Consider the following 22,237-nt stretch of genomic DNA (forward strand, 5'->3'; position numbering starts at 1 on the left):
AGCAACACGGCTTCGACAAGCGCCGTCGCCGGAGTCGCGCAAACGTTTGCGTGAACCGAACTATGCGAATCTTCCCGAAACTTGTCAACGACCGAAAAAACGTATTCAACGCAGAATGGGGAACACGGCATTCACTTCATACCGTCGTGTTAACGACCGATCCGGTGCTGGAACCCTTGGCCAGCTCCTTGATCAGACTGACGCTCACCTGAAGGATGGTGCCGCTGGTATCGGCTATCTGCCCTTGAATGGCGACATGTGAACACCTTGAAAAAGTCCTATGAAACAACATCGGCCAGTGCGGGAATTTCTTTAGCGCCCAAGCGCTGTTTCTGTTTCGGTGAGCCGAACGGAGAAGCCAAAAACATTCGGAAACCCGGACAGAGGCAGACAACATCGACCCAACAAAAAACACACAATAATGTTTAAAATCATAATGTTACGTGTTTTATTTAAACGCTCCGTGTAACTGGTACATATCCTGCTCTTCTCCTGCACCCCGAGCGCTCAGATGCGCTTGGGTCGAATCTAGATGATCTTGCATCAGCACCGTCTCACAACTAGAAGAGAAGAATAATGACACTTGCACTCAAGACCTTTGTTCCGGGCGCTTTAGCCCTTCTGCTGCTCCTGCCTACCGCCCTTCAGGCAAAAGAAGCCGAAACCCAACAGAAACTGGCGAACGTGGTGATCCTCGCTACCGGCGGCACCATTGCCGGCGCTGGCGCCAGCGCCGCCAACAGCGCTACGTATCAAGCGGCGAAAGTCGGCATCGATAAATTGATCGCCGGCGTACCGGAACTGAGCCAAGTGGCCAACGTTCGCGGCGAACAGGTCATGCAAATCGCCTCTGAGAGCATCACCAACGAAAACCTTCTGCAGTTGGGTCGCCGCGTGGCGGAGCTGGCCGACAGCGACGACGTCGATGGCATCGTCATTACCCATGGCACCGACACCCTGGAAGAAACCGCGTACTTCCTGAACCTGGTGGAAAAAACCGACAAACCGATCATCGTAGTCGGCTCCATGCGCCCGGGCACTGCAATGTCCGCCGACGGCATGCTGAACCTGTACAACGCCGTGGCCGTCGCCAGCAGCAAAGAAGCTCGCGGCAAAGGCGTCCTGGTCACCATGAACGACGAAATTCAGTCGGGTCGTGATGTGAGCAAAATGATCAACATCAAGACCGAAGCGTTTAAAAGCGCCTGGGGTCCTCTCGGCATGGTGGTTGAAGGCAAATCGTACTGGTTCCGTCTTCCAGCCAAGCGCCACACCATGGACTCGGAATTCGACATCAAAACCATCAAGAGCCTGCCGGATGTTGAAATCGCCTACTCCTATGGCAACGTAAGCGACACCGCCTACAAAGCCCTGGCTCAATCGGGCGCCAAAGCCATCATCCACGCTGGCACCGGCAATGGTTCGGTCTCTTCACGTGTCGTTCCGTCCCTGCAAGCCCTGCGTAAAGATGGCGTGCAAATCATCCGTTCTTCCCACGTCAACGCCGGTGGCTTCGTGCTGCGCAACGCCGAACAGCCGGACGACAAGTACGACTGGGTTGTGGCTCATGACCTGAACCCGCAGAAGGCACGCATCCTGGCGATGGTCGCACTGACCAAAACCAACGACAGCAAAGAGCTGCAACGGATGTTCTGGGAATACTGATTCACTTCGCCCGATCGGTTCCGATCGGGCGCCTCCAGCACCACTCGCCAGCTTCGGCGAGTGGCTTGCTCAAGTCTGACAAAAAATCTGCAGTTGTCTTACACCAAACGGGACAAACCGCTGTCAGAGGATTTTCTTGAATTTTAAGCAGTTGCGAAAAGCCCTACAGTTAAATACTGTATGCACGTACAGCTTAATAAGGATAATCCTGTGGACACTACCTCTGCCTCCCCCGACACCTATGTACGCATGGGCGTTCGCGTTCAGAAAATCATCAACTCCCCCACTGCACAAAAAGCCAAAGCAGCGCTGATCTTCCGCCTTCCGGACGAGCCCGTGGATGAATGGGAGCGCTTGCTCGAAGAAATCGATGAGAACGACAACGTCACCCTCGCCTATCGCGACGATGGTGGCGTGCAGATTTTCTGGGTTGTGCCGAAGGAAGATTGAGTCAATGAGTGTCCGTTGTTTAGCTTTGCTGTTTTTGTTTTTCGCCGTGGAGGCTCAAGCCGATGCCCCGCGCACTTTCAACGAAGCGAAGAAAGTCGCCTGGAAACTTTATGCCCCGCAATCCACCGAGTTCTACTGTGGCTGCAAGTACACCGGCAATCGGGTGAATCTTGAGGCCTGCGGGTATGTACCACGCAAAAACGCCAAACGTGCCTCCCGCATTGAGTGGGAGCACATTGTTCCAGCCTGGCAAATCGGTCATCAGCGCCAATGCTGGCAAGAGGGTGGGCGCAAGAACTGCTCAAGTCACGATCCGATTTATCAGAGAGCCGAGGCCGATCTGCATAACCTGGTGCCCAGCATCGGAGAGGTGAATGGAGATCGCAGCAACTTCAGTTTTGGCTGGTTGCCGGAGCAGCCGGGTCAATACGGCTCATGCCTGACCCAGGTTGACTTCAAGGCCAAGAAAGTCATGCCCCGGCCTTCCATTCGCGGGATGATCGCCCGGACTTATTTCTACATGAGCAAGCAGTATGGTTTGCGCTTGTCGAAGCAGGATCGACAACTCTATGAGGCCTGGAACAAGACATACCCGGTCCAGGCATGGGAGCGTCAACGCAATCAGAGCGTGGCGTGCGTCATGGGCCGCGGCAACGAGTTTGTCGGGGCAGTCGACCTGAAAGCCTGCGGCTGAATCTGAAACGACACCGAATATACAAAGGCCTCGAGGTTTGCACCCCGAGGCCTTTTTTCGATGCCCGCAACAAACTGATTGTTACTGAGCGGCAGGACGCTCAAGCAGCAGTACTTCAATGTTCTGTTTTTTCGCCCGGGTCAGTGCTGCACGGACTTCGTCCTGCTTGGCCTCGGCTTCGGCTTTCGAGGTGAACGGCCCCAGCAGAATTCGGGTTTTGCCGTTTTCCTTGACCACGCTGGACATGAAACTGTGCTCGATCAGCCAGCCACTGAGATCGCTGACCGCCTGAGGTGTTTCCCCTCGCACTTCAAGATCCCACTGTGGCCCCGACACCTGCGCCGGCGTGGCCGCCACGGCTGGCTGCGGCTTTTGCGCATCGACACTTTTGCCTTCTCCGCATCCCGCCAGCGCCAATACAACGAACATCCCGACCATTTTGCGCACAGCGTTTCCCTCAAAATGCTTAAAGCAGTGATTTTAACACCCATGATTCCTTCGCGAGTGCCACAAAATGGGCACAAAACAGCGAGAATGATGGTTGCGGCCTCTGTATAGTTACGCCTTGGGAATTAATGCTGCATCTGCACGTCAGAAAGAGGCACCCAAATTGTGAGACTTCGCACTAATCTATACATACCACCGACCTCTGCACTGTCCGAATCAGGTGCCCCATAAAGCAATCAAGGAGAAGACCATGCTGATACTCACCCGCAAAGTCGGTGAAAGCATAAACATCGGTGATGACATTACGATCACCATCCTGGGCGTAAGCGGCCAGCAAGTCAGAATCGGCATCAACGCCCCGAAAGACGTTGCGGTTCACCGCGAAGAAATTTATCAACGCATTCAGGCCGGCCTCACCGCCCCGGAAAAGCCACAGCCCTGAATCCTGTTGCAGTCAGTAGCCAGCCCGTTCATTCCGGAATCACGGCTGGCTAAAGATTCAAGCGCTGTACCCGCCTTGCACCTCCCTACAAGCACGTTGCACGCCTGATACTACCGGCAAGCGCCGGCCCTGACTGTCAGACGTTTCCTGTTTACCCCAAGCAGACCTAACCGAGCATCACGCCACGCGCCATCCCGGTAGCGGCCACCACCATCAGCAGCACCAATAGCGCTTCGATATGACTGATCCGTGCGAACAGTCCCACACGATTCTTATCGATAGCCTCTCCCCGCGCCAAAGCCATCCGCCACTTGATCAGCGTCACCATTGGCGCAATCTCCAGCAGCAAGATCAGAACGAAAAGCGTCATTTTGAGGTGGAACAGCGGCTGATGCAGATAATAGTCCGTGCCTTTCTCATACCCGCCAAACGCTCGCACCCCGCCACTGATCAGCAACGTGATTGCGCAAACACCCCACACATTGTCCGCAATCAGAACACTGCGCGCCTCGCCCGTGCCGTCGCCCAGACGCCGAAGCGCCACGCCACGCGCCAGCACCGCCCACAATCCCAGGGCAACCGCCAGAAGATGAACCGCCGCAAGAAACCAGTGAGTCAGCATCGGAAAACTCCTTTCAGGACGAAGTTGAATCAGCCAGTCAGTAGTAGTCCATGAACGGGCAGCTTGCATGTCTACAGACTCTGCGTACTCATTGAGCGCAGGAATCGGCTCAGCCCCAGACGCAAAAAGCCCGGCGCGAAGGCTGGGCTCTGGTTATTTTCGGTTTTCCATCATTTTGTCAGCGAGGGCTTTTGCTCTCTCGATCAACAGGTTCTGCCTGTCTTCGTGAGTGGCCCCACCGACAACCGGGGCCGTCAGATTGCTCTCGGCAATCAATGCAGCGCAGAAGTATTGATCCCAAACAGCCCTGTCTCTGTTCATTTGATCGTCGTTCATGTGCGGCTCCTTTTGATGAGGTAGCACCGCCAGTTTACGCCCGAAAGGATGCGTATGAGCACAACTGGCCCGAACTCATCCGCGTCTTTTAAACAGCCTGACAAACGAATTTTGCGGGAGGATCGCCTTCAATATCGCCAGTCCACCAGCCGTTATTACGGCGCCGAGACCGAACGCGACCAATCGCTGATGCCATTCAAGCCCCATCTCAAAAGCTGCCGTGAGCGCCATGACACCCAAGCTGAACAAGGCGATTATCAAAAATGTCGCGAGCATCCACACCTTTAAGTACAGAGCCCGCCAATACCACTGGGCTCGTTTAGCGTCGGTGTTTTTCTGAAGGGGTCGGGAGTTTTCGTTTGGCACTTCCATGGCCTCTTAGAGCGCTGTTTCAACAAAGAGGCCACGATGCATTGGCCCCAACATCCAAGCAGTTTAAACGATGGCTATTTGGTATGTCCGAAAAGCGCTCTGCCACTCGCCACTCGTCGCTTCAAATGACTCGATGTCACATTCCTGACACGCAATGGCTTAAGGATTGCACAGGACGCTCGTAGCAGCCAGGAACGACATAATTCTGACGCAGCGACCTCTAATCAACGCTTAAAAACTCCAGCAAGCGCTGGGAAGTCACCAGGAGATGTAACGTGTCAACGCTCAATGAAATCGCCATGAACCACGCGAGATTGGCCAAGCAAAAGGCTGAAGAGATGACCGATTTGAGCGACCGACGTGTGCACATCGTGGTGAGCTTCGAAGTAGCACCACTTGGTGCGCAACAGGACGTTCCATTGCACTTGATCGCGAGCGCGCAGGACAGTCACAACGTCCATACAGTCGGTTACGCGCCCTGACCGGTTGCCGAAGCTGCGATCACTTGCTGACTGGACTCTGCCGCACGTGATCGCCTACCTCCGCATATATAGGCACCTGGAGATGGGTGCCGATCTGGCGTTCTGAGGTGGGTGCTTTGCAAAAGTTTCGCAAATCGCACACAACAAAAAAGGGCCCACCTTTCGGTGAGCCCTTCTAGACCGCCCAGCAGAGCGGATTTTGTTTGGTAGGCGCGATTGGACTCGAACCAACGACCCCCACCATGTCAAGGTGGTGCTCTAACCAACTGAGCTACGTGCCTGCTGTGAGGCGGCATTCTACGGAATTCCGGAGGGGTGTCAACACCTTTTTTCGAGCTAACCCTATGAATATGCAAAATATTTAATTTCGCGAGTGCGAAGTGGATTTTCCGGGTGGCTGGCGGGGGATTTTTATCTCGGGTAGGATCAACGCACTCGTAAAATATATTAAACAGAGGCTGCCGGATGGCGAACACTCCCTACCCAGAGTCCTACTACGCCGCATCGGCCAATGCGGTTCCGCCACGGCCGGCATTGCAGGATGAAGTCCAGACGGATGTCTGCGTGATCGGCGCCGGTTATACCGGGTTGTCCGCTGCCCTGTTCCTGTTGGAGAACGGTTTCAAGGTGACTGTACTCGAAGCGGCCAAGGTAGGTTTTGGGGCGTCGGGGCGTAACGGTGGCCAGATCGTTAACAGCTACAGCCGTGATATCGATGTGATCGAGCGCACCGTGGGCCCAAAACAGGCGCAGTTGCTGGGTCAGATGGCGTTCGAGGGTGGACGGATCATTCGCGAGCGGGTTGCCACCTACAACATTCAATGCGATCTGAAGGACGGTGGCGTGTTCGCTGCCATGACTCCCAAGCAGATGGGACATCTCGAGTCCCAGAAGCGTCTGTGGGAGCGATTCGGTCACACTCAACTCGAGCTGATGGATCAACGCCGAATTCGTGAAGTCGTGGCCTGCGATCAATATGTCGGCGGGATGCTCGACATGAGCGGCGGGCATATTCACCCGCTCAACCTGGCGCTGGGTGAAGCGGCGGCAGTCGAGTCCCTGGGCGGAACGATTTATGAACAATCGCCGGCGGTGCGCATCGAGCGCGGCGCGAACCCGGTAGTGCATACCCCGCAAGGCAAGGTCAGGGCCAAGTTCATCATCGTGGCCGGCAATGCCTATCTCGGCAATCTGGTTCCGGAACTCGCCGCCAAATCGATGCCTTGCGGCACGCAGGTCATCACCACCGAGCCGTTGGGCGAAGAACTGGCGAAAGCCCTGCTTCCACAGGATTACTGCGTCGAAGACTGCAATTATCTGCTCGATTACTACCGCCTGAGCGGCGACAAGCGTCTGATTTTCGGTGGTGGCGTGGTGTATGGTGCGCGGGATCCGGCGAACATCGAAGCGATCATTCGCCCGAAGATGCTCAAGGCGTTCCCGCAGCTCAAGGATGTGAAAATCGATTACGCCTGGACCGGCAATTTCCTGCTGACCCTGTCGCGCCTGCCCCAGGTCGGACGGTTGGGCAACAACATCTACTATTCCCAGGGCTGTAGTGGCCACGGCGTGACCTACACGCATTTGGCAGGCAAGGTATTGGCCGAAGCACTACGCGGTCAGGCAGAACGTTTTGATGCGTTTGCCGACCTGCCTCACTACCCTTTCCCCGGCGGACAAATGCTGCGCACGCCGTTTGCGGCATTGGGCGCGTGGTATTACGGGTTGCGGGACAAGTTTGGGTATTGATTGCTAAAACAAAAGGCCCGCTGCGATGCGGGCCTTTTGTCTAGATCAACATCGAAAGATCGCAGCCTGCGATCTACTGATCTTAAAGACGATCCCGTGGGATACCGCTGCGAATCCGCAGAATGTCCGCCAGCACCGCCAGCGCAATTTCCGCTGGCGTCTTGCTGCCCAGGTTCAGGCCGATGGGCGCGTGAATCCGCGCCAACTCTGCATCCCCCAGCGCACCAATCCGCCGCAAGCGCTCGAAACGCTTTTGCGACGTCTGCATGGAACCCATTACGCCGATGTAAAACGCATCAGTGCGAACCGCCTCCATCATCGCCAGGTCATCGATACGCGGATCATGGGTCAACGCCACCACCGCGGTATCGCTGTGGCAGCCGCCATCGGCGATGAACACCGACGGCAGTTGACGGCGAATCTCCACGCCATTCAACACGACGCCTTCAAGCACTTCGTCCCTCGGATCACACAGGATCACCTCGAACCCCAGACCGACAGCGAACTCGGCACAGGCTTGAGCGACGCTGGAATACCCAGCCAGCAGCAAGCGCTGGGCCGCGCCGATACGCACACGAACCCGATCGATCTCACGCTCGATGCGCACGCCCTGTTCACGATCATCGAACAGACTGCGCGCACCGTTGGCCAGGTCGACTTCACGGATCAACCGACGTCGCCCCAACAGCGCTGACTCCAGTTCTCGCAGATGCGCCTGAACCTCACAATCGGCTTCAAGCTTCTCCACCAACACATCGAGCACACCGCCGCAGGGCAGGCTCACCCGCGAGCGCGGATCATCGCCTTCGCCGTAACGAACGACGCTGACTGCGTTCTCGAACGCCCCCTCGGCGACGCGCTCGAGGAAATCCTCTTCAACGCAGCCACCGGACAGCGAGCCGATCCATTGCCCGTGAGCATTCACCGCCAACAACGAGCCCGGCGCGCGCGGCGCCGAGCCGTAGGTCGCGAGCACCGTGCACAGCCAGATGCGCTGACCGGCCGTCGACCACTCCAGCGCCCGGCGTATCACTTGCAGATCGAGATGCTGCATGGTCAGTGCGCCTTGTGCTCGAGCGGCGGCGCATCGGCCCGCAACTTCTGCACGTTGTTCACCGCAAGATCACCCGGCTGACCGCCCCATCCCTGACGCAGATAGTTCAGCAGGTCGGTGAGCTGTTCGTCGTTCAGCTTCTGGACGAACCCCGGCATCGGCTGCATGTGCTCGAACCCGGAGAATTTCTGTTCACCGATACCGTCGTCGATTACACGCACCAGATTGCGCGGATCTTCCAGGCGCAACGTAGTGTTGCCGCGCATGGCCACCGCGATGTGCGGCTTGCCCTCGCCACCTGGCGCGTGGCAACCGGCGCAGACATTCAAGTATTCCTGACGGCCACGCTGGGCGCTTGGGCTCAGTTTGTCGAAAGGCACTTCAGTGAGGACTTTCGCCGCCGGTGGCTGATCGCCGAGCAGGAAGGTCGCCATCGCCGCCAAGTCAGGGTCAGTGAGGCCCTGAGTGCTGTTGTGGAACACCGGGAACATCTCGTTGAACATCGTGCCCTGGGCGCTCATGCCATGCTTGAGGAACGAGCTCAGATCCTGGTGGTTCCAGCCGCGAGCCGCCAGGTCAGTGGCCAGCAGGCTCGGCGCCAGATAACCATTGAGAATGCCGCCGGTCATGCGCTTGTCCATCTGCATCGCACCGGGCAAGCCACGTGGTGTGTGGCACTCACCGCAGTGACCTAGTACGTCGACCATGTACTGGCCACGCTTCCAGTCTTCGCTTTTGCCTTCGGCAGACTCCAGCTTCACATCCTTGCCGTACATCATGTTCCAGCCCATCAGGCCCAGGCGCACGTTGAACGGAAAGCTCAGGCTGGTGACCGGCGCGGCACGCTCGATCGGCTCGACGGTTTTCAGGTACGCATGAATCGCGTCGGAGTCTGCACGCGGGATCAGGTGATACGAGGTGTAAGGCATCGCCGGATACAGGTTCGCGCCATCGCGACGCTTGCCTTCGGTCAGTGCGGCGAAGAAGTCTTCATCGCTGTACGAACCAATGCCGTGCTCTTTGCTCGGGGTGATGTTGGTGCCGTAGATCGTGCCGAACGGCGAGACGATCGGCAGGCCGCCAGCATACGGCGCGCCACCCGGTGCGGTATGGCACGCCATGCAATCGGCGGCGCGAGCGAGGTATTCGCCTTGCTTGACCTGCGTGTCATCGGCGTGGGCCAGCAATACCGGCGCGGCCAGGCCGACCGCCAACGTCAGGCGGGACAGTAGATGCTTCATGCTTAACCCTCCTTGACCAGGCCGAGATCGGTCAGCACGTTGCGCGTGGCACTGTAGTAGCGCACGTACCCGGTGCAACGGCAGATGTGATGACCAAGGCTGTCTTCGATGACTTTTTCCAGCTGGCTTTTGACGATCGGCTGACGCTGCAGTTTTTCCACCAGCACGGTCGCGGCATTGACGAAGCCCGGCGCGCAGTAGCTGCACTGAAAGGCGAACTCATCAACGAAGCGCTGCTGGATCGGGTTCAGTTCAGTGACCTTGCCCTGTTCGTCGCGGGTCGCATGACCTTCGATGGTGCGTACTTTCTTGCCTTCGAAATAGTGCGCGCCGGTGATGCAGGTGCGCACTTCTTCGCTGGTGCCGTCCGGGTTGTCGACGATCACCACGCAGGCGTGGCAGATGCCCTGGCCGCAGCCCAGGCGCGAACCGGTGAGGTTCTTGTATTCATGCAGGTAGTCGATCATCGGCAGGTCATCAGGGATGTCCACCGGGCCGACGGATTGACCGTTGAGGGTCAGTTGAAGCGGACGGTTAGCCATTGAGGGCCTCCTTGATGCGAGCAGAAGTGATAGGCAGGTCGCGGACACGTTTACCGATGGCATGGGCCACGGCGTTACCGATGGCACCCACCACCGGGATCATCACCACTTCGGCGATGCCCTTCGATGGATCGCTTGGCGACAATGGCGGCAGGATTTCCGCCGTCTGTTTCCACACCGCAACGTGGCGCGCCATCGGCAAGCGGTAACGGTTGAAGTTCCAGTCACCCTCCCCCGGCCCGCCTTCGTACAACGGCATTTCTTCCATCAGCGCATGGCCGATGCCCATGGCGATGCCGCCTTCGAGCTGCCCCTTGACCAGCTCTTCCACCAGCACCCGACCGCACTCGACCCACGAGTGATGGTTGAGTACCGACACTTCGTTCGAACCCTTGTTGACCTTCACTTCCACCAGCGTCGCGACCGGACTGTAGTAAGTCACCGCTGCGTTGTTCAACTGGGTTGCCGGGTAGGCGATGTTCTGCCGATCCAGCAGATGGAAACCGGCGCTGTTCATCTGCGCGAGCTTCGCCTTCGGCGCACCGTCGCCGTACTTGACCGCGAGGCCATCGAGCGGCAAACGCTCACGCACGCCATCGATGCTGTACTCGGCTTCGGCCCAGCTCCAGCGGTTGAAGCCATGCACGGTTGCGCCGGTCACCAGGCCGCGCTCGTGAGCGCGCTTGGCCAGCACGGCGAAAGGCAGGGGCTCCATGCCGTTGGCAGTGAGTTTGCCGTCGACCCAATGGGCGTCTTCGCGGCGCACCACGTAAGGGTTGGCCTGGCCGCCGTAAGGACCTTGTCGCCAGATCTCCATCGCCGCCGGCCACAAGCCGTGGTTGAACAGCACGCGCGCCGCTTCACGGGTGGCGTGGCTGAAGTAGTACGCCGAGTTGGTCGCCGACGAGGCCGATGCAACCTTGCCAACCCAACGAGGATTGCGCAGGAAGCTGTCCTGCTCGGCCTGGCTCATGATGTACGGATTGCCGCCACTGATCAGCTGCAACTCTTTCCATTCGGTTTCGCCGGTCTTCACTTCATGCGCCGGCAGACCGAGGAAGTCGGCCACCACCATCGCCTGGGAGGTGGACATACCGGTGCCGATTTCGATACCGATGTGACGCAGATTGATACGGCCATCGGCGGTGAACTCGACGCTGGCCATCGGCGCTTCGGAACCGGTGCCGAAGTCTTTCTGGCAGATGGCAAAACCGACGCCGTACCAGTTATCCGGATCCGCGGCTTCACGCTGTTTCTTGATCGCGTCGCGGTTTTTCCAGGTGTCGTGAACGGCCGCTTTGTCGAGAATCTCGTGCAGGCGCAAAGCACCGGCCGGGATCGCGCCCTGGGTATTTTTCATGCCCGAGCGCAGTGCGTTCTTGCGGCGCAGCTCAATGGCATCGACACCCAGGCGACCGGCGATTTCATCGACCATCATCTCGGTGGCCGCCATGCTCTGCAGGGTGCCGTAACCGCGCATCGACCCGGCCTCGACGGCGCGGGAGTGATAGGCCGTGACCTGCAAATCGTTCTGCGGCATGTAGTAGATCGACTGCGCCGCCGTGGCGCCAACTGCCGCCACCGATGGGCTGTAGTTGATCCGTCCGCCGCCGTCGACGCTCATCTCGGAGCGGAAAATCTTGAAGCTGTGGTCGGTCTTGTCCACCGCCAATTGGTAGCGAATATCGAACGGGTGACGCTTGATGCCGCTCTGGAACTGCTCGTAGCGGTCGTTGGCCAGGCGCACCGGCACACCGGCGCCGTACAACGCGGCCAGCGCTGCGTAGTAGACGAAAATGTTGTGGTCTTTCGAGCCGTAACCGACGGTGTAACCCGGGTGCATGTTCAGGTTGGCCAGGCCGAAACGCGACGGCGCGATCATCTTCGCGGTCTCGGTCGCCGTTTCCAGCGGGCACTGTGTCGCCACCACGAAATGCAGGGTCTTGGTCGCCGGGTCGTACCAGCCATTGCCGTTGTCCGGCTCCATCGCGGCCGGTTCGATTGACGGCGTCTTGTAGCGCTCGTCGAATACCAGCCAGTTATCCGGTGGCGTGTCGATCTGCTGCTTCATGCGCTCGGCGTAGAACAACCCGCGCTCGGTCAGGTTTCCGTGCAGATTGGGCTGGGAGTTCCACACCGGACGCCGGTTTTTCAACATCGGGAACAGGATCGAATCCTTGAGACTGGCAAACTCGTCTTCGTCCGCCGAGGTCGCGCCGCCGACGCGCACGTAACGGAAACTGCCGTACGGATCGCCTTCGTAGAACGGCACCTGAGCACCGTAACGAATCGCTTTGTCATTGAATTTGAGTTGGTTCTTGGCCTGGCGGAAACGCTCGAAATCGTTCCAGATCAGGATCGCCACCGGGTGACCGATGAACATCGGCACCTTGCCGGCCGGCAGCAACGGATCGGGGGCGTGTTCTTCGGGGAACACGATGCCGTCCTTGATCAGGTCTTCGGCGGTGACGATGCGATCCGGCTGCAAATCGGCGCCGAGCCACGACAGGTCGTAGCCTGCGTAGATGCGGTCGGCCTTGATGGTTTTCAGCAACATGGCGTGGCCCTGCTGCTGCGGCCAGCCCGGCATGTCCTTGGCGCGGATGTCGCGGGCAAAGACCTTGCTGCCGCAGACCTTGGACAAGGCATCGTTACGGGCACGCGCCTTGCCGTTGTTGCCGAGCCACTGTTCGGACGGCACGGTCACGCTGTTTTCCATCAAGGCTGCCAGCGCCTGGCTGCTCAATGGTGTGAGCGTCACGCTCACACCCGCTACCAGCCCGCCTTGAAGGAACGAGCGCCGGGATATTTCACGGTTGGACATGGATCATCCTCTGGGCGGTTATGGGGTCCGCCCTTCTGGTTATGTGCTGGAAATCTCGAGTCTTGCAGAAGCCCTTTTTGACGAAGCAAAGGGCTGTGATGACAGTGCAAAGCTGACCGAAAGGTTAACTTTAAAGGTTTATGGGCTTATGGAAAACAAAAAACTGACTGAAGAATCAAAAAACCGCGGCTTTTCGACGCAGCAGATCAATGAACAAGCCCAACTCCCGACTGATATGTTCGCCCTTGCGCAACATCAACCCGAATGGCGTCATCTAGACATCCAGCGCCATCACCTGGCCCATTTCAAGATAGTCGCGCAATGCAGTTTACGACAGCACCATGATCGCGTCGGTCGTTGAACAGCGGCTATCTCTTTGCTGGCGAGGGTCGATCCGCTCACTCATCGGCATTTCCCCGGACGTAGCAACGGACAGGTCGAACAGTAATCAGCGGGCTCGGTGGCCAGGTAATAGAAGCAACAGGTTCGGCGAAAGCGAATGCTGCGCTGCCCTTCGTCCACCAGCGTCGGCGGTCGGCGGAAATGGCTCAGCGGGTTGTAATCCAGACCGAACAGCGCAGGCTCGGCTTGTGTCAGCAGCCAATTGAAATCCGCTTCACAGCGCTCGCGCACTGACGGGTCCTCGATTTTCGCCATACGCTTTTCATACAGCGAATACACCCGCACAGCCGTGTTTTCCCAAAGAATGCGCCGGGAAACTCCGCTGACCCGGTTGAAGGTTTGCCACAACGGTTTCAGCAGTCCGGCGAACAGTCCCTGCACCAGGGCTTCCCGCCAGGCCTCGCGCTCATTCAGACCATAGGTCAGCGGCGAACCATGATGCAGCGGTATCGAAGACGTCCACAGCCCCTCATCGTGACCGTATTCGATCACCGTGTTGTCGAGCGTCAGCAACAACCCTTTGTCATACGCCGACATCGCATACAAACAGGCACCGGTCGCCAGAAACGACAAACGCTTGCCCAGTAGCGAGGCCGTAATCGCCCGGGTTGGCGAGCCGATCATCGGGCCCAAGGCGTCCAGCAGTTGTTCGCACCGTTCCTCCTGCAACAAGTCCCGGGCCATCAGCGAACGCAACGGATCGCGTCCGGTGCCGTCCTTGAGCCGCAACCCACCCGAGAGCATCGCCCACTCCTTTGCCGTGAAATGACGCGCCAGACTCATTGCGGCAACTCCCGACCGAAGGGAATGCACAGCGGCGTCCCGAAGAACGGATCGGGAATGATTCGGCAGTTGAGGTCGAACACGGTCTTGACCAGCGCCTCGGTCAACACCTCGTCGGGTCGCCCCTGGGCAAAGGCCGTCCGGTTGTGCACCGCGACCATGTGGTCGGCGTAACGACAGGCCAGGTTGAGGTCGTGCAGCACCATGATGATGGTTTTGTTTTCGAGCCGATTGAGGTCGCGCAGCAAGTCCAGCACTTCGATCTGGTGCGCCAGGTCGAGAAAGGTGGTGGGTTCATCAAGCAGCACGATGCCGGCGTCCTGGGCCAGAGTCATGGCGATCCACGCACGCTGGCGTTGCCCGCCGGACAACGCGTCCACCGGTCGGTCCGCCAGGGCCTGCAGACTGGTTTGCGCCAGCGCGCGGTTGACCATGGCTTCGTCTTGCGCCGACCACTGTTGCATCCAGCTCTGATACGGATAACGCCCCAGCGCCACCAGCTGCCTGACGGTGATGCCCTCCGGCGCGCTGGGGGTCTGAGGCAGAATGGCCAACTCCCGGGCCACGGCGGCCGTGGACTTTTGCTGGATATCCACACCGTTGAGAATCACCATGCCCTGTTGCGGTTTGAGCAGTCGGGCGAAGGATTTGAGCAAGGTGCTTTTGCCGCAGCCGTTGCTGCCGATCAGTACCGAAATCTTGCCCTGGGGCAGTTGCATGTCCAGCGCATCAATAATCACCTGGCGCTGATAACTCAGGGTCAGGCCGCGACTTGCAATCGACGTCATACGTTGAATTCCTCAATGACGCTGTTTGATCAACAAATAGAGAAAAAAGGGTGTGCCCAGCACGGCGACAAAAATCCCGGCCGGCAGATCCAGCGGCAAAAACAGGACACGCCCGGCGAGGTCGGCCAGCACCACGAGGTTCGCCCCGACCAGCGCCGCCATCGCTGCCTGACCACCGAAACCCGGGGCCACCAGACGCCTGGCAATGTGCGGCGCAATCAGCCCGACAAAGGCTATCGCCCCGCCCCAGGCAATCGCCGCACCGGCCAATGCCACGCTCACCAGCAACAAACCGGCACGCAGCCACTGCACGCGAACGCCGATGCCCTGAGCCAGAGAGTCATCCAGCTGTTGCACCCTCACCTGCCGGGCCAGCAGCACCAGCAGCGGGCAAATACCCAACAACCAGCCACCCAGCGCCAACGGCTCCGGCCAACTGGCGCCGTACACGCTGCCGGTCAGCCAGACATACGCCGACAGGGTTGTGGTCAACGGGCTGAAGACCAGAATGAAGGTGGTCGCGGCGGTCAACATCGCGCTGATGCCGACCCCGATCAACACCAGGCGCAGCGGGGAGGCCCCCTGCTTCCAGGCCAGCAAATAAATCGCCAATGCCGCCAGCCCCGCCCCGAGCATCGCCGCCAGCGGCAGATACTGTTGGCCCAATGCGACGGAGAAAAACGACAGATACAGCACCGCCGCCGCACTGGCGCCGCTGGTGATACCCAGCAGGTCGGGCGACGCCAGCGGGTTGCGGATGATGCTTTGCAGAATCAGCCCGGACACCGACAACGCCGCCCCCACCAACGCCGCCAGCAGCATGCGTGGGAAGCGCAGTTGCTCGACAATGAACGTCAGGCTGGCGTCCTGGTTCGACAGCAGAACCCTCAGCACCTCCAGCGGCGACAGCATGACTTTGCCCAGCGACAGCGAGCCGAGCATGATCAGCACCGTCACCATCAATGCCGACAGCAACCGCCACACAGTGGTGACGTTGATCCGCCGGGAAAACCCGCTACGGCGCCAGGTCAGGACCTTATCCATAACGACCTCCACGCCGGGCCAGCAGAATGAAAAAAGGAGCGCCGAACAATGCCGTCATCACACCCACCGGCACCTCCTGCGGCAGGATCAACACCCGCGACAAGGTATCGGCCAGCAGCAGGACAATCGCACCAAGCAGCGCGCAACCCGGCAGTAACCAGCGATGATCGATGGACAGGCCCTTGCGTACCATGTGCGGCACCAGCAAGCCGATAAACCCGATGCTGCCGGCCAAGGCCACGGCACTGCCCGCCAGACAGACCACCAGCACGCTCATCAGCAGCCGGATCAACCCGGTGCGCTGGCCCAGGCCGGTGGCGATCTCCTCGCCGGCGTTAAGCACGTTGACCTGCCCCGCCAGCAACATCGCGCCGAACAGCCCGAGTACGCCACATATCAGCAGGGGCGCGGCGACCGACAGGCTGCGCTCGGTCAACGAGCCCGCCAGCCAGAACAGCACCGTGTCCAGCCCCTCCTGATTGACCACCAGCAACGCCTGGCTGAATGCGGAGAACAACGCGGCCATCGCCGCCCCCGCCAGCACAATGCGCAACGGGCTGAGACTGCCCTGCCCCATGTTGCCGATCAGCCACACGATGCTACCGGACACGGCCGCGCCGATGAACGCACACCACAGCCAGGTATCCGGAGAGGACAGGGAAAACACCGAGGAGCACAGGATGATAAAGAAGGTCGCGCCGGCATTGATCCCGAACAAACCGGGGGACGCCAGCGGATTGCGCGTCAGCGCCTGCATCAAGGCCCCCGCCACGGCCAGGCTCGCGCCCACGGCCATCGCCATCAAGGTGCGCGACAGGCGTGTGGTGGTCACCAGCACATGGCTGACGCTGAGCGGGTCGGGATTCACGAACGCTGCTGCAATGTGCGACAACGGAATCCAGGTCGCTCCGACCGCCAGGCTCATTACGCCGCTGAGCAGCAACACGATCCCGGCGCAGCACAGCTTCAAACCATTGCTCATCAGGACAGGTCCGCCGTGATCAGCCGCGCAACGTCATCAAACATGAGGTTCGCCCCGAGCATTCCGCCCGACAGACTCCAGGCCACCCCATCGACCCGCCACACCTGCGCCTGCTGCGGTGCTCGCATTTGCTGCCACAACGGATGCTGCACCAGGCTTTCATAGTTTCGTTGCACTGCCGGTTTATCCTCGCGCAAGAAGACAAAGAAAATGTCGGCATTGACCACCGCCAGACTCTCTTTGCTGGTGAGTTTGATCGATACCCCATTCGCCGCCCGACTGGCGTCACTCCAACCGAACCCCAGCTCGGTGATCACCGAACCAGGAAAGCTTGCCGGTAAATAACTGCGGATATGGTCTTCACGGACATCCAGAATCGACACCGTTGGCGGCCAGCGCCCGGCAAACTTGTGCTGCAGTTGCTGGCGCAGTTGTGCCGTGCGTAGCTGCCAGCGGGCCAACACCTCCTCGGCCCGCTGCTGGCGGTGCAAGGCCAGGCCCATCAACGCCAAGGTCTTTTTGAACTCGAACACTTCCTCCAGCATCACTACCGGGGCGATCTGCCCGAGCAGCGGTGCGATGCGCTCATGGCGAAAGCGCGAGGCGATGATCACGTCCGGCTTGAGCAGCGCGATGTCCTCAAGGCTGGGCTGGGTTTCCAGGCCGACATGGGGCACCAGCTCCAGCGTCGAGCGCAGATAGCGATAGGTGGGCTTTTCACTCCAGGAATCGACGATGCCGCAAGGTGTGATACCCAACGCCACGGCGCTGTCGGTGGCGCCCTGAAACAGGGTGATCACCCGCAGTGGCGCGACGTCGGCCCGGGCCCACGCCGACGGGACACACTTGAGTGCAAGTACGCCCAAAGACAGGCGCAACAGCGTACGCCTGGAGGGCGTGTTGATCTGTCCGTTCTTGAGCGGGCAAGTGAGGCTGGGCATGCTCTGGTCCTCTGCAATCGATGCATGACACAACTCGGCAGCGCCCTTCCCTGTGGCGCAACGCACGGTTGAATCGATTCAGAAGTCGACGGTTGCCGAAAGGAGGTAGGTTCGTGGCGTCGCGAGCGTCAATCCAGGCTCACTGTCATCCGAGGCCCCGGCGGAACTCCAGTAGCGCTTGTCAGCCACGTTCTCGACATTGGCCCGCAGGGTGATGTTCTTTTCCTCGACCTTGAAGGCATAGCGCGCGCCCACGTCGACACGCGTCCAGGAATCGATTTCCTTGTTATTGGACTGGTCCAGGTACTGCGAGCTGGAATAGAGACTGCGGCTGGTCAAGGTCAGGCCTTGTACATTCGGCACGTCCCACTCGGCGCCCAGGTTGACGTTGTATTCCGGCGTGGCAGGCGCGCGGTTGCCGTCAAAGGTGCCCTTGGTGGTATCGGTCAGCTCGCTGTCGATGTACATGACACCGCCGAGCAGACGGAAACCTTCGAGCGGCTCACCGAACACACTGACTTCCACACCCTTGTTTTCGCGTTTGCCGTTCGGACCGAAAACCCGCGTCGTGGCGTTGGTTTCATAAGCCGGTTGCTTGATCCGGAACACCGCGGTGGTGATGGCAAACGCCCCCGCATCATATTTGGCACCGACCTCGACCTGCCGACTGATGAACGGCGGGAATATCTCGTCTTCGTTCACCGAGGTCGAAGGCGCGATCTTGCCCTGGCTCAGGCCTTCCATGTAGTTGGCATACAACGAGAGCTTGTCGGTGGCCTTGAACAGGATGCCGCCCGAGGGCGAAACCTTTTCCTCATCGTAGGCCGTGTCGCCTTTGACATCGTCCGCCCAATCATCGACCTGCACTCGCTGCCAGCGAGCGCCGAGGGTCAGCAGCACCCGATCATCGAAAAAGCCCAGTGTGTCGGACAACGCGACGCTGCTGGAGCGGTTCTCGGTATACACCTCGGAATCAAGGCGCGTGGGATTGATGGGGGTCGGTGTCTGCACCGGGTTGTAGATGTTGCTCGGCGCAGCGGCATAACGGGCGCCGCCGTTTTCGAAATCCATATAGAAATAACTGGCAGCCAGGTTGACCTCATGGCTCACCGGACCGGTATGGAACCAGTTGCGCACCCCGACGTTGGCCGTCCGGACATTTTCGTCACGAGTGAAGTCACGTGGCAGAACGCTGAAGTTACCTGCGTTGTTGGTGACCGCTACGGCGTGCCGGAGGAAGTCATGATTACTTTTACGCGCGCCCGCACCGGCGTACACCATGACGGCATCGCTGACATCGTACTCGCCGGTCACCGTACCGAAGGTGTCCTTGGTACGCGCATTGCTCCACGGCTGCGCATAGTTGTGGCGAACATCGCTGGCGTGCGGAACCTGAGCGTTGGCGCCGACCTGCACGCGTTCCTGCGGGGCGTCGGTGTCACGTTCGTTATGTCCGACGTCCGTCGAGAGCCGCAGGCGTTCACCGCGAAAATCCAGGCCCAGCACAGCCATCTCGCGATCAACACTCTGGTGATCCCATTCGGTATCGCCGGACTGCTTCACGCCGTTGAAACGAACACCGAACATGTCCCCCTCACCAAAGCGCCGACCGATGTCCACGGCCCCGCCGACCTGGCTGTCGGAAGCGTAGTTGCCGGTAAACGAAGTGATGGGCACGTCGGTGGCGCGCTTGGGCACCACGTTGATCCCGCCACCCACGCTACCCCGTGGCGAGATGCCATTTATGAGCTGGCTCGGGCCTTTGAGGATGTCGACGCGATCGGCCATTTCCATATCGATGGTGTATGTCGGCAGAATGCCGTAGAGACCGTTGTAGGAGACGTCACTGTTGAACAGGCTCATTCCGCGAATGGTGAACTGCTCATACCGCCCACCCGCCGGGTTGGTGGCGCGAACCGAGGGATCGCTGGCCACGAGGTCGCCCAAGGTACGCGCCTGCAGGTTTTTCACCAACTCACTGGTGTAGGTGGTCTCGCTGAACGGCGTTTCCATGAAATCTTTCGAGCCCAGCAAGCCTTGCGACCCACGGCGTGCCACCTGCCCGCCGACATACGGATCACCGTCCGCCGTGTCCGCCGTCGCGTAAATGGAGGTAGCACCCAATTGCAGGCTGCCGCCGGTTGGTGCCGGGGTCAGCATGTACGCCTGTTCACCCACCGGCTGCAATTGCAGACCGGAACCCTGCAGCAATTGGGCGAAGCCCTCCTCCACCGCGAAGTCGCCGGACAGACCGGGGCTGGTGCGCCCCCTCACCAGTGCCAGGTCCACTGACAGATTGACCCCGGCCAACCCCGCGAAACGAGTCAGCGCAGCGTCGAGGCTACCGGCTGGCACCTGATAGCTGCGCCGAGGCGCGTCTTCGGCCCAACCGGCAGTGATGAATAAGGGGCAGGCACTCAGGCTCAACAACAGACTCAAGTGCAACAACGGGCGCAACCTGGATGGAGCCGGACGCATACTGCTAGACATCACTGCGAGCATTGAGAATCTCTCTGATTTCGTTTCACTTGCCTTGAATGACAAGCGACACGAAAAAAGGGGACACGCTTTAAACACTATTTTTGCGCGGTACCAGCGTTACCCAGTAACGCGTACGTGAATGCACTTCCAGTGGCAGGCTGGCCGCCAGCAAAGCCAGAATACGATCGGTGTCTTCAAGGCGAAAACTGCCGGTGATGCGCAACGATTCCAGCTCGGGTTCCCAGCGCAACACGCCCGGACGATAGGTGCGGAGTTCGCGCAGGAAATCCCCCAAGGGTTGGTTCTGCGCCATCAGCACACCCTCACGCCAGCCCGGGGCGAGTACGTCAAATGGCTCTACGACACTAGCACCCGCCGCTTGAAGGCTGACCTGCTGGCCGCCGCGCAACGAAAAGACCGGTCCGTGCAGAGGCTGCAACTGCACTGTGCCCTTGAGCACCGAGACCTTGCAGCCCATCTGCCCCTGACGAACACACACCTCGCCCTGACTGACGACCACTTGCCCAAAGCGCGTGAGAATTGTCAGCGGCGACATCCCGGGTACATTCAGTGCCATTTCGCCTTCCACGAGGGTCAGGTGCCGGCTCTTCAAGTCGATATCGACGGCACTGGCGGTGTTCAGTTGCACAGCGCTGCCATCGACCAACCGGACTTTTTTACTTTCCCCGGTGGCGGTCCGAAGGTCGGCGCTCCAGACATCCAGAGGTAACTGTCGACTGATCAGCCAGGCAGTCGGCAGCAAAGCCACCGCCCCGACGGCGCGCTTGAGCACCGTACGTCGACTGGCTTGTGGTCGGTCGAGACTGGCCATGGCCAAGGCCGAAGGCAGAACGGCAAAGCGTTGGCGCAAGAGTTGTGCTTTCTGCCAGGCCTGCTCATGGCTGGAATCGCTATCGCGCCAGCTCTGCAACAACGCCCGGTCCCGCTCATTGGCGTAGCCGGATTCCATGAGGGCTAGCCACTGCGCGGCGGCCCGCACGGTTTGGCGGGTTTCAGCCGAAGGTGGCGAGCCGATCACATTTCCACCAGCAGGCAATGTTCGTAGGCTTGAGCCATGTAGCGCTTGATCGTGCGCTCCGATACTTGCAGACGCTCGGCAATCTCTTGGTAGCCCAGGCCTTCCAGTTGACTCAAAAGAAATGCTCGGCGTACCGGGCCCGGCAACCCATCGAGCAATTCGTCCAGGGCTTGCAGGGTTTCCAGCAGGATCCAGCGCTCCTCGGGAGACGGGACGCAGTCCTCGGGCAGCAACGCCAATGCATCGAGATAAGCTTGCTCCAGGCTGCGGCGCTTGTAGAAGTTGGCCAGCAGCCGCTTGCCGACTGTCGCCAGGTAGGCGCGAGGCTCTTGCAGGTCGGCGATGCGCTGGGAGCTGGCGAGCAAACGAACGAAGGTATCCTGACTCAGATCCGCCGCGTCGCTGCCATTGCCCATGCGTCGTCTCAACCATCCTTCGAGCCAGCTCCGATGGTCGCGGTACAGGTCGTGGAAGGTTTGCTCCGGCGGCAACGCTGCATCACTCATCTAAAGAAACCCTGCGCGAAGAAATATTTTAAATGCGACTCATTCTAATTAGTGTTGAGAGGTCAAACCAAGTCCTTTGTGCGAATTGCACCCGGTAAAGGCTTGAATAATTTGATCACAGACCGAGATATCGGCCGCGCGGCGCCGGTTTATCGAGGCAGCGGACTATTGAGGGGATTTTCAAGAGGCATCGGCCATCCGCGCTTGGTCGGCAGATGCGAAACCCTGAAGGTCGTGAGGAAGGAGAAAAAGACAAATCGCAGACACAAAAAACCCCGGTCTTTCGACCAGGGTCTTTGCTATCGACTCGAAGTAACCAGTGGTTTCTTCGTAGCTCCAAGGCGTTCAGTG

22 protein-coding genes, 1 tRNA gene and 1 pseudogene are annotated in these 22,237 nt (G+C 59.4%); 7 read left to right on the forward strand and 17 right to left on the reverse strand.

Going from position 1 to position 22,237, the window contains the following annotated elements:
- Positions 1-576 precede the first annotated feature (576 nt).
- The 3 genes from QYH43_RS18235 (at position 577) to QYH43_RS18245 (ending at position 2,809) form a co-directional block, all read left to right on the forward strand.
- Complete coding sequence (locus QYH43_RS18235; protein ID WP_095058001.1) at positions 577-1,665, forward strand: asparaginase; 1,089 nt, start codon at positions 577-579, stop codon at positions 1,663-1,665.
- Positions 1,666-1,845: 180 nt separating this feature from the next.
- Entirely contained in the window at positions 1,846-2,115 is a 270-nt protein-coding gene (locus QYH43_RS18240) for a DUF1654 domain-containing protein (protein WP_095058002.1), read from the forward strand.
- 4 nt (positions 2,116-2,119) lie between these two features.
- The gene (locus QYH43_RS18245) at positions 2,120-2,809 is read left to right on the forward strand and encodes an endonuclease (RefSeq protein ID WP_095058003.1); all 690 of its coding nucleotides are present in this window, start codon (positions 2,120-2,122) and stop codon (positions 2,807-2,809) included.
- 81 nt (positions 2,810-2,890) lie between these two features.
- On the opposite strand, the gene QYH43_RS18250 is transcribed toward QYH43_RS18245, so the two are convergent.
- Positions 2,891-3,256, reverse strand: coding sequence for a penicillin-binding protein activator LpoB (locus QYH43_RS18250; RefSeq protein ID WP_095058004.1), 366 nt, complete (start codon positions 3,254-3,256; stop codon positions 2,891-2,893).
- Between the two features lie 250 nt (positions 3,257-3,506).
- On the opposite strand from QYH43_RS18250, the gene csrA reads away from it, so the two are divergent.
- Complete coding sequence (gene csrA / locus QYH43_RS18255) at positions 3,507-3,698, forward strand: carbon storage regulator CsrA (protein ID WP_053161267.1); 192 nt, start codon at positions 3,507-3,509, stop codon at positions 3,696-3,698.
- Positions 3,699-3,864: 166 nt separating this feature from the next.
- Here csrA and QYH43_RS18260 read toward each other — a convergent pair whose 3' ends face one another.
- Together QYH43_RS18260 and QYH43_RS18265 are read right to left on the reverse strand one after the other, a co-directional pair.
- Positions 3,865-4,320 carry a DUF2214 family protein gene (locus tag QYH43_RS18260; RefSeq protein WP_095058005.1) on the reverse strand — a complete coding sequence of 152 codons (456 nt, stop codon included), beginning with the start codon at positions 4,318-4,320 and terminating at the stop codon, positions 3,865-3,867.
- A 153-nt stretch (positions 4,321-4,473) separates the two neighbouring features.
- Positions 4,474-4,656, reverse strand: a complete 183-nt coding sequence (locus tag QYH43_RS18265) for a hypothetical protein (RefSeq protein WP_095151912.1) — start codon at positions 4,654-4,656, stop codon at positions 4,474-4,476.
- Positions 4,657-4,710: 54 nt separating this feature from the next.
- Between QYH43_RS18265 and QYH43_RS18270 the strand changes: the two genes are divergently transcribed.
- Positions 4,711-4,944: a hypothetical protein gene (locus QYH43_RS18270; RefSeq protein WP_301157744.1), complete on the forward strand. Its 234-nt coding sequence runs from the start codon at positions 4,711-4,713 to the stop codon at positions 4,942-4,944.
- Positions 4,945-5,303: 359 nt separating this feature from the next.
- Positions 5,304-5,510 carry a hypothetical protein gene (locus QYH43_RS18275; RefSeq protein WP_095058008.1) on the forward strand — a complete coding sequence of 69 codons (207 nt, stop codon included), beginning with the start codon at positions 5,304-5,306 and terminating at the stop codon, positions 5,508-5,510.
- Positions 5,511-5,714: 204 nt separating this feature from the next.
- Here the strand turns inward: QYH43_RS18275 and QYH43_RS18280 are convergent.
- Positions 5,715-5,791 (reverse strand) — tRNA-Val (locus QYH43_RS18280).
- 184 nt (positions 5,792-5,975) lie between these two features.
- On the opposite strand from QYH43_RS18280, the gene QYH43_RS18285 reads away from it, so the two are divergent.
- Positions 5,976-7,259, forward strand: a complete 1,284-nt coding sequence (locus QYH43_RS18285; protein WP_301157745.1) for an FAD-binding oxidoreductase — start codon at positions 5,976-5,978, stop codon at positions 7,257-7,259.
- Positions 7,260-7,341: 82 nt separating this feature from the next.
- Here the strand turns inward: QYH43_RS18285 and QYH43_RS18290 are convergent, their stop codons facing one another.
- From QYH43_RS18290 to QYH43_RS18350, 13 genes and pseudogenes are all read right to left on the reverse strand, one after another.
- The gene (locus QYH43_RS18290; RefSeq protein ID WP_301157746.1) at positions 7,342-8,313 is read right to left on the reverse strand and encodes an XdhC family protein; all 972 of its coding nucleotides are present in this window, start codon (positions 8,311-8,313) and stop codon (positions 7,342-7,344) included.
- 2 nt (positions 8,314-8,315) lie between these two features.
- The gene (locus QYH43_RS18295) at positions 8,316-9,554 is read right to left on the reverse strand and encodes a cytochrome c (protein ID WP_301157747.1); all 1,239 of its coding nucleotides are present in this window, start codon (positions 9,552-9,554) and stop codon (positions 8,316-8,318) included.
- A gap of 2 nt (positions 9,555-9,556) precedes the next feature.
- Entirely contained in the window at positions 9,557-10,096 is a 540-nt protein-coding gene (locus QYH43_RS18300) for a (2Fe-2S)-binding protein (RefSeq protein ID WP_007982256.1), read from the reverse strand.
- Positions 10,089-12,920 (reverse strand): xanthine dehydrogenase family protein molybdopterin-binding subunit, encoded by a 2,832-nt coding sequence (locus QYH43_RS18305; protein ID WP_095058088.1) that lies wholly within the window; start codon positions 12,918-12,920, stop codon positions 10,089-10,091. The genes QYH43_RS18300 and QYH43_RS18305 overlap by 8 nt, the downstream gene beginning before the upstream one ends.
- Before the next feature lie 175 nt (positions 12,921-13,095).
- A pseudogene (locus QYH43_RS18310) lies at positions 13,096-13,275 on the reverse strand (LysR family transcriptional regulator); the annotation flags it as partial.
- A gap of 47 nt (positions 13,276-13,322) precedes the next feature.
- Positions 13,323-14,105 (reverse strand): IucA/IucC family C-terminal-domain containing protein, encoded by a 783-nt coding sequence (locus QYH43_RS18315; protein ID WP_095058089.1) that lies wholly within the window; start codon positions 14,103-14,105, stop codon positions 13,323-13,325.
- Positions 14,102-14,893 carry an ABC transporter ATP-binding protein gene (locus tag QYH43_RS18320; RefSeq protein ID WP_095058090.1) on the reverse strand — a complete coding sequence of 264 codons (792 nt, stop codon included), beginning with the start codon at positions 14,891-14,893 and terminating at the stop codon, positions 14,102-14,104. Before QYH43_RS18320 ends, QYH43_RS18315 begins: the two co-directional genes overlap by 4 nt.
- Positions 14,894-14,905: 12 nt before the next feature.
- Positions 14,906-15,937 (reverse strand): iron chelate uptake ABC transporter family permease subunit, encoded by a 1,032-nt coding sequence (locus tag QYH43_RS18325; RefSeq protein ID WP_095058091.1) that lies wholly within the window; start codon positions 15,935-15,937, stop codon positions 14,906-14,908.
- On the reverse strand, positions 15,930-16,919 hold the full coding sequence (locus tag QYH43_RS18330) for an iron ABC transporter permease (protein WP_095058092.1): 990 nt from the start codon (positions 16,917-16,919) through the stop codon (positions 15,930-15,932). Before QYH43_RS18330 ends, QYH43_RS18325 begins: the two co-directional genes overlap by 8 nt.
- Complete coding sequence (locus QYH43_RS18335) at positions 16,919-17,860, reverse strand: ABC transporter substrate-binding protein (protein ID WP_095058093.1); 942 nt, start codon at positions 17,858-17,860, stop codon at positions 16,919-16,921. Before QYH43_RS18335 ends, QYH43_RS18330 begins: the two co-directional genes overlap by 1 nt.
- Before the next feature lie 78 nt (positions 17,861-17,938).
- Positions 17,939-20,362, reverse strand: a complete 2,424-nt coding sequence (locus tag QYH43_RS18340) for a TonB-dependent receptor (protein ID WP_095058094.1) — start codon at positions 20,360-20,362, stop codon at positions 17,939-17,941.
- Between the two features lie 67 nt (positions 20,363-20,429).
- Positions 20,430-21,380, reverse strand: coding sequence for a FecR domain-containing protein (locus tag QYH43_RS18345; RefSeq protein WP_095058095.1), 951 nt, complete (start codon positions 21,378-21,380; stop codon positions 20,430-20,432).
- Positions 21,377-21,886: a sigma-70 family RNA polymerase sigma factor gene (locus tag QYH43_RS18350; protein ID WP_095058096.1), complete on the reverse strand. Its 510-nt coding sequence runs from the start codon at positions 21,884-21,886 to the stop codon at positions 21,377-21,379. The genes QYH43_RS18345 and QYH43_RS18350 overlap by 4 nt, the downstream gene beginning before the upstream one ends.
- Positions 21,887-22,237: the final 351 nt, after the last annotated feature.

Origin of the sequence: Pseudomonas sp. C32 (assembly GCF_030417915.1) — a bacterium.
GTDB lineage: Bacteria > Pseudomonadota > Gammaproteobacteria > Pseudomonadales > Pseudomonadaceae > Aquipseudomonas.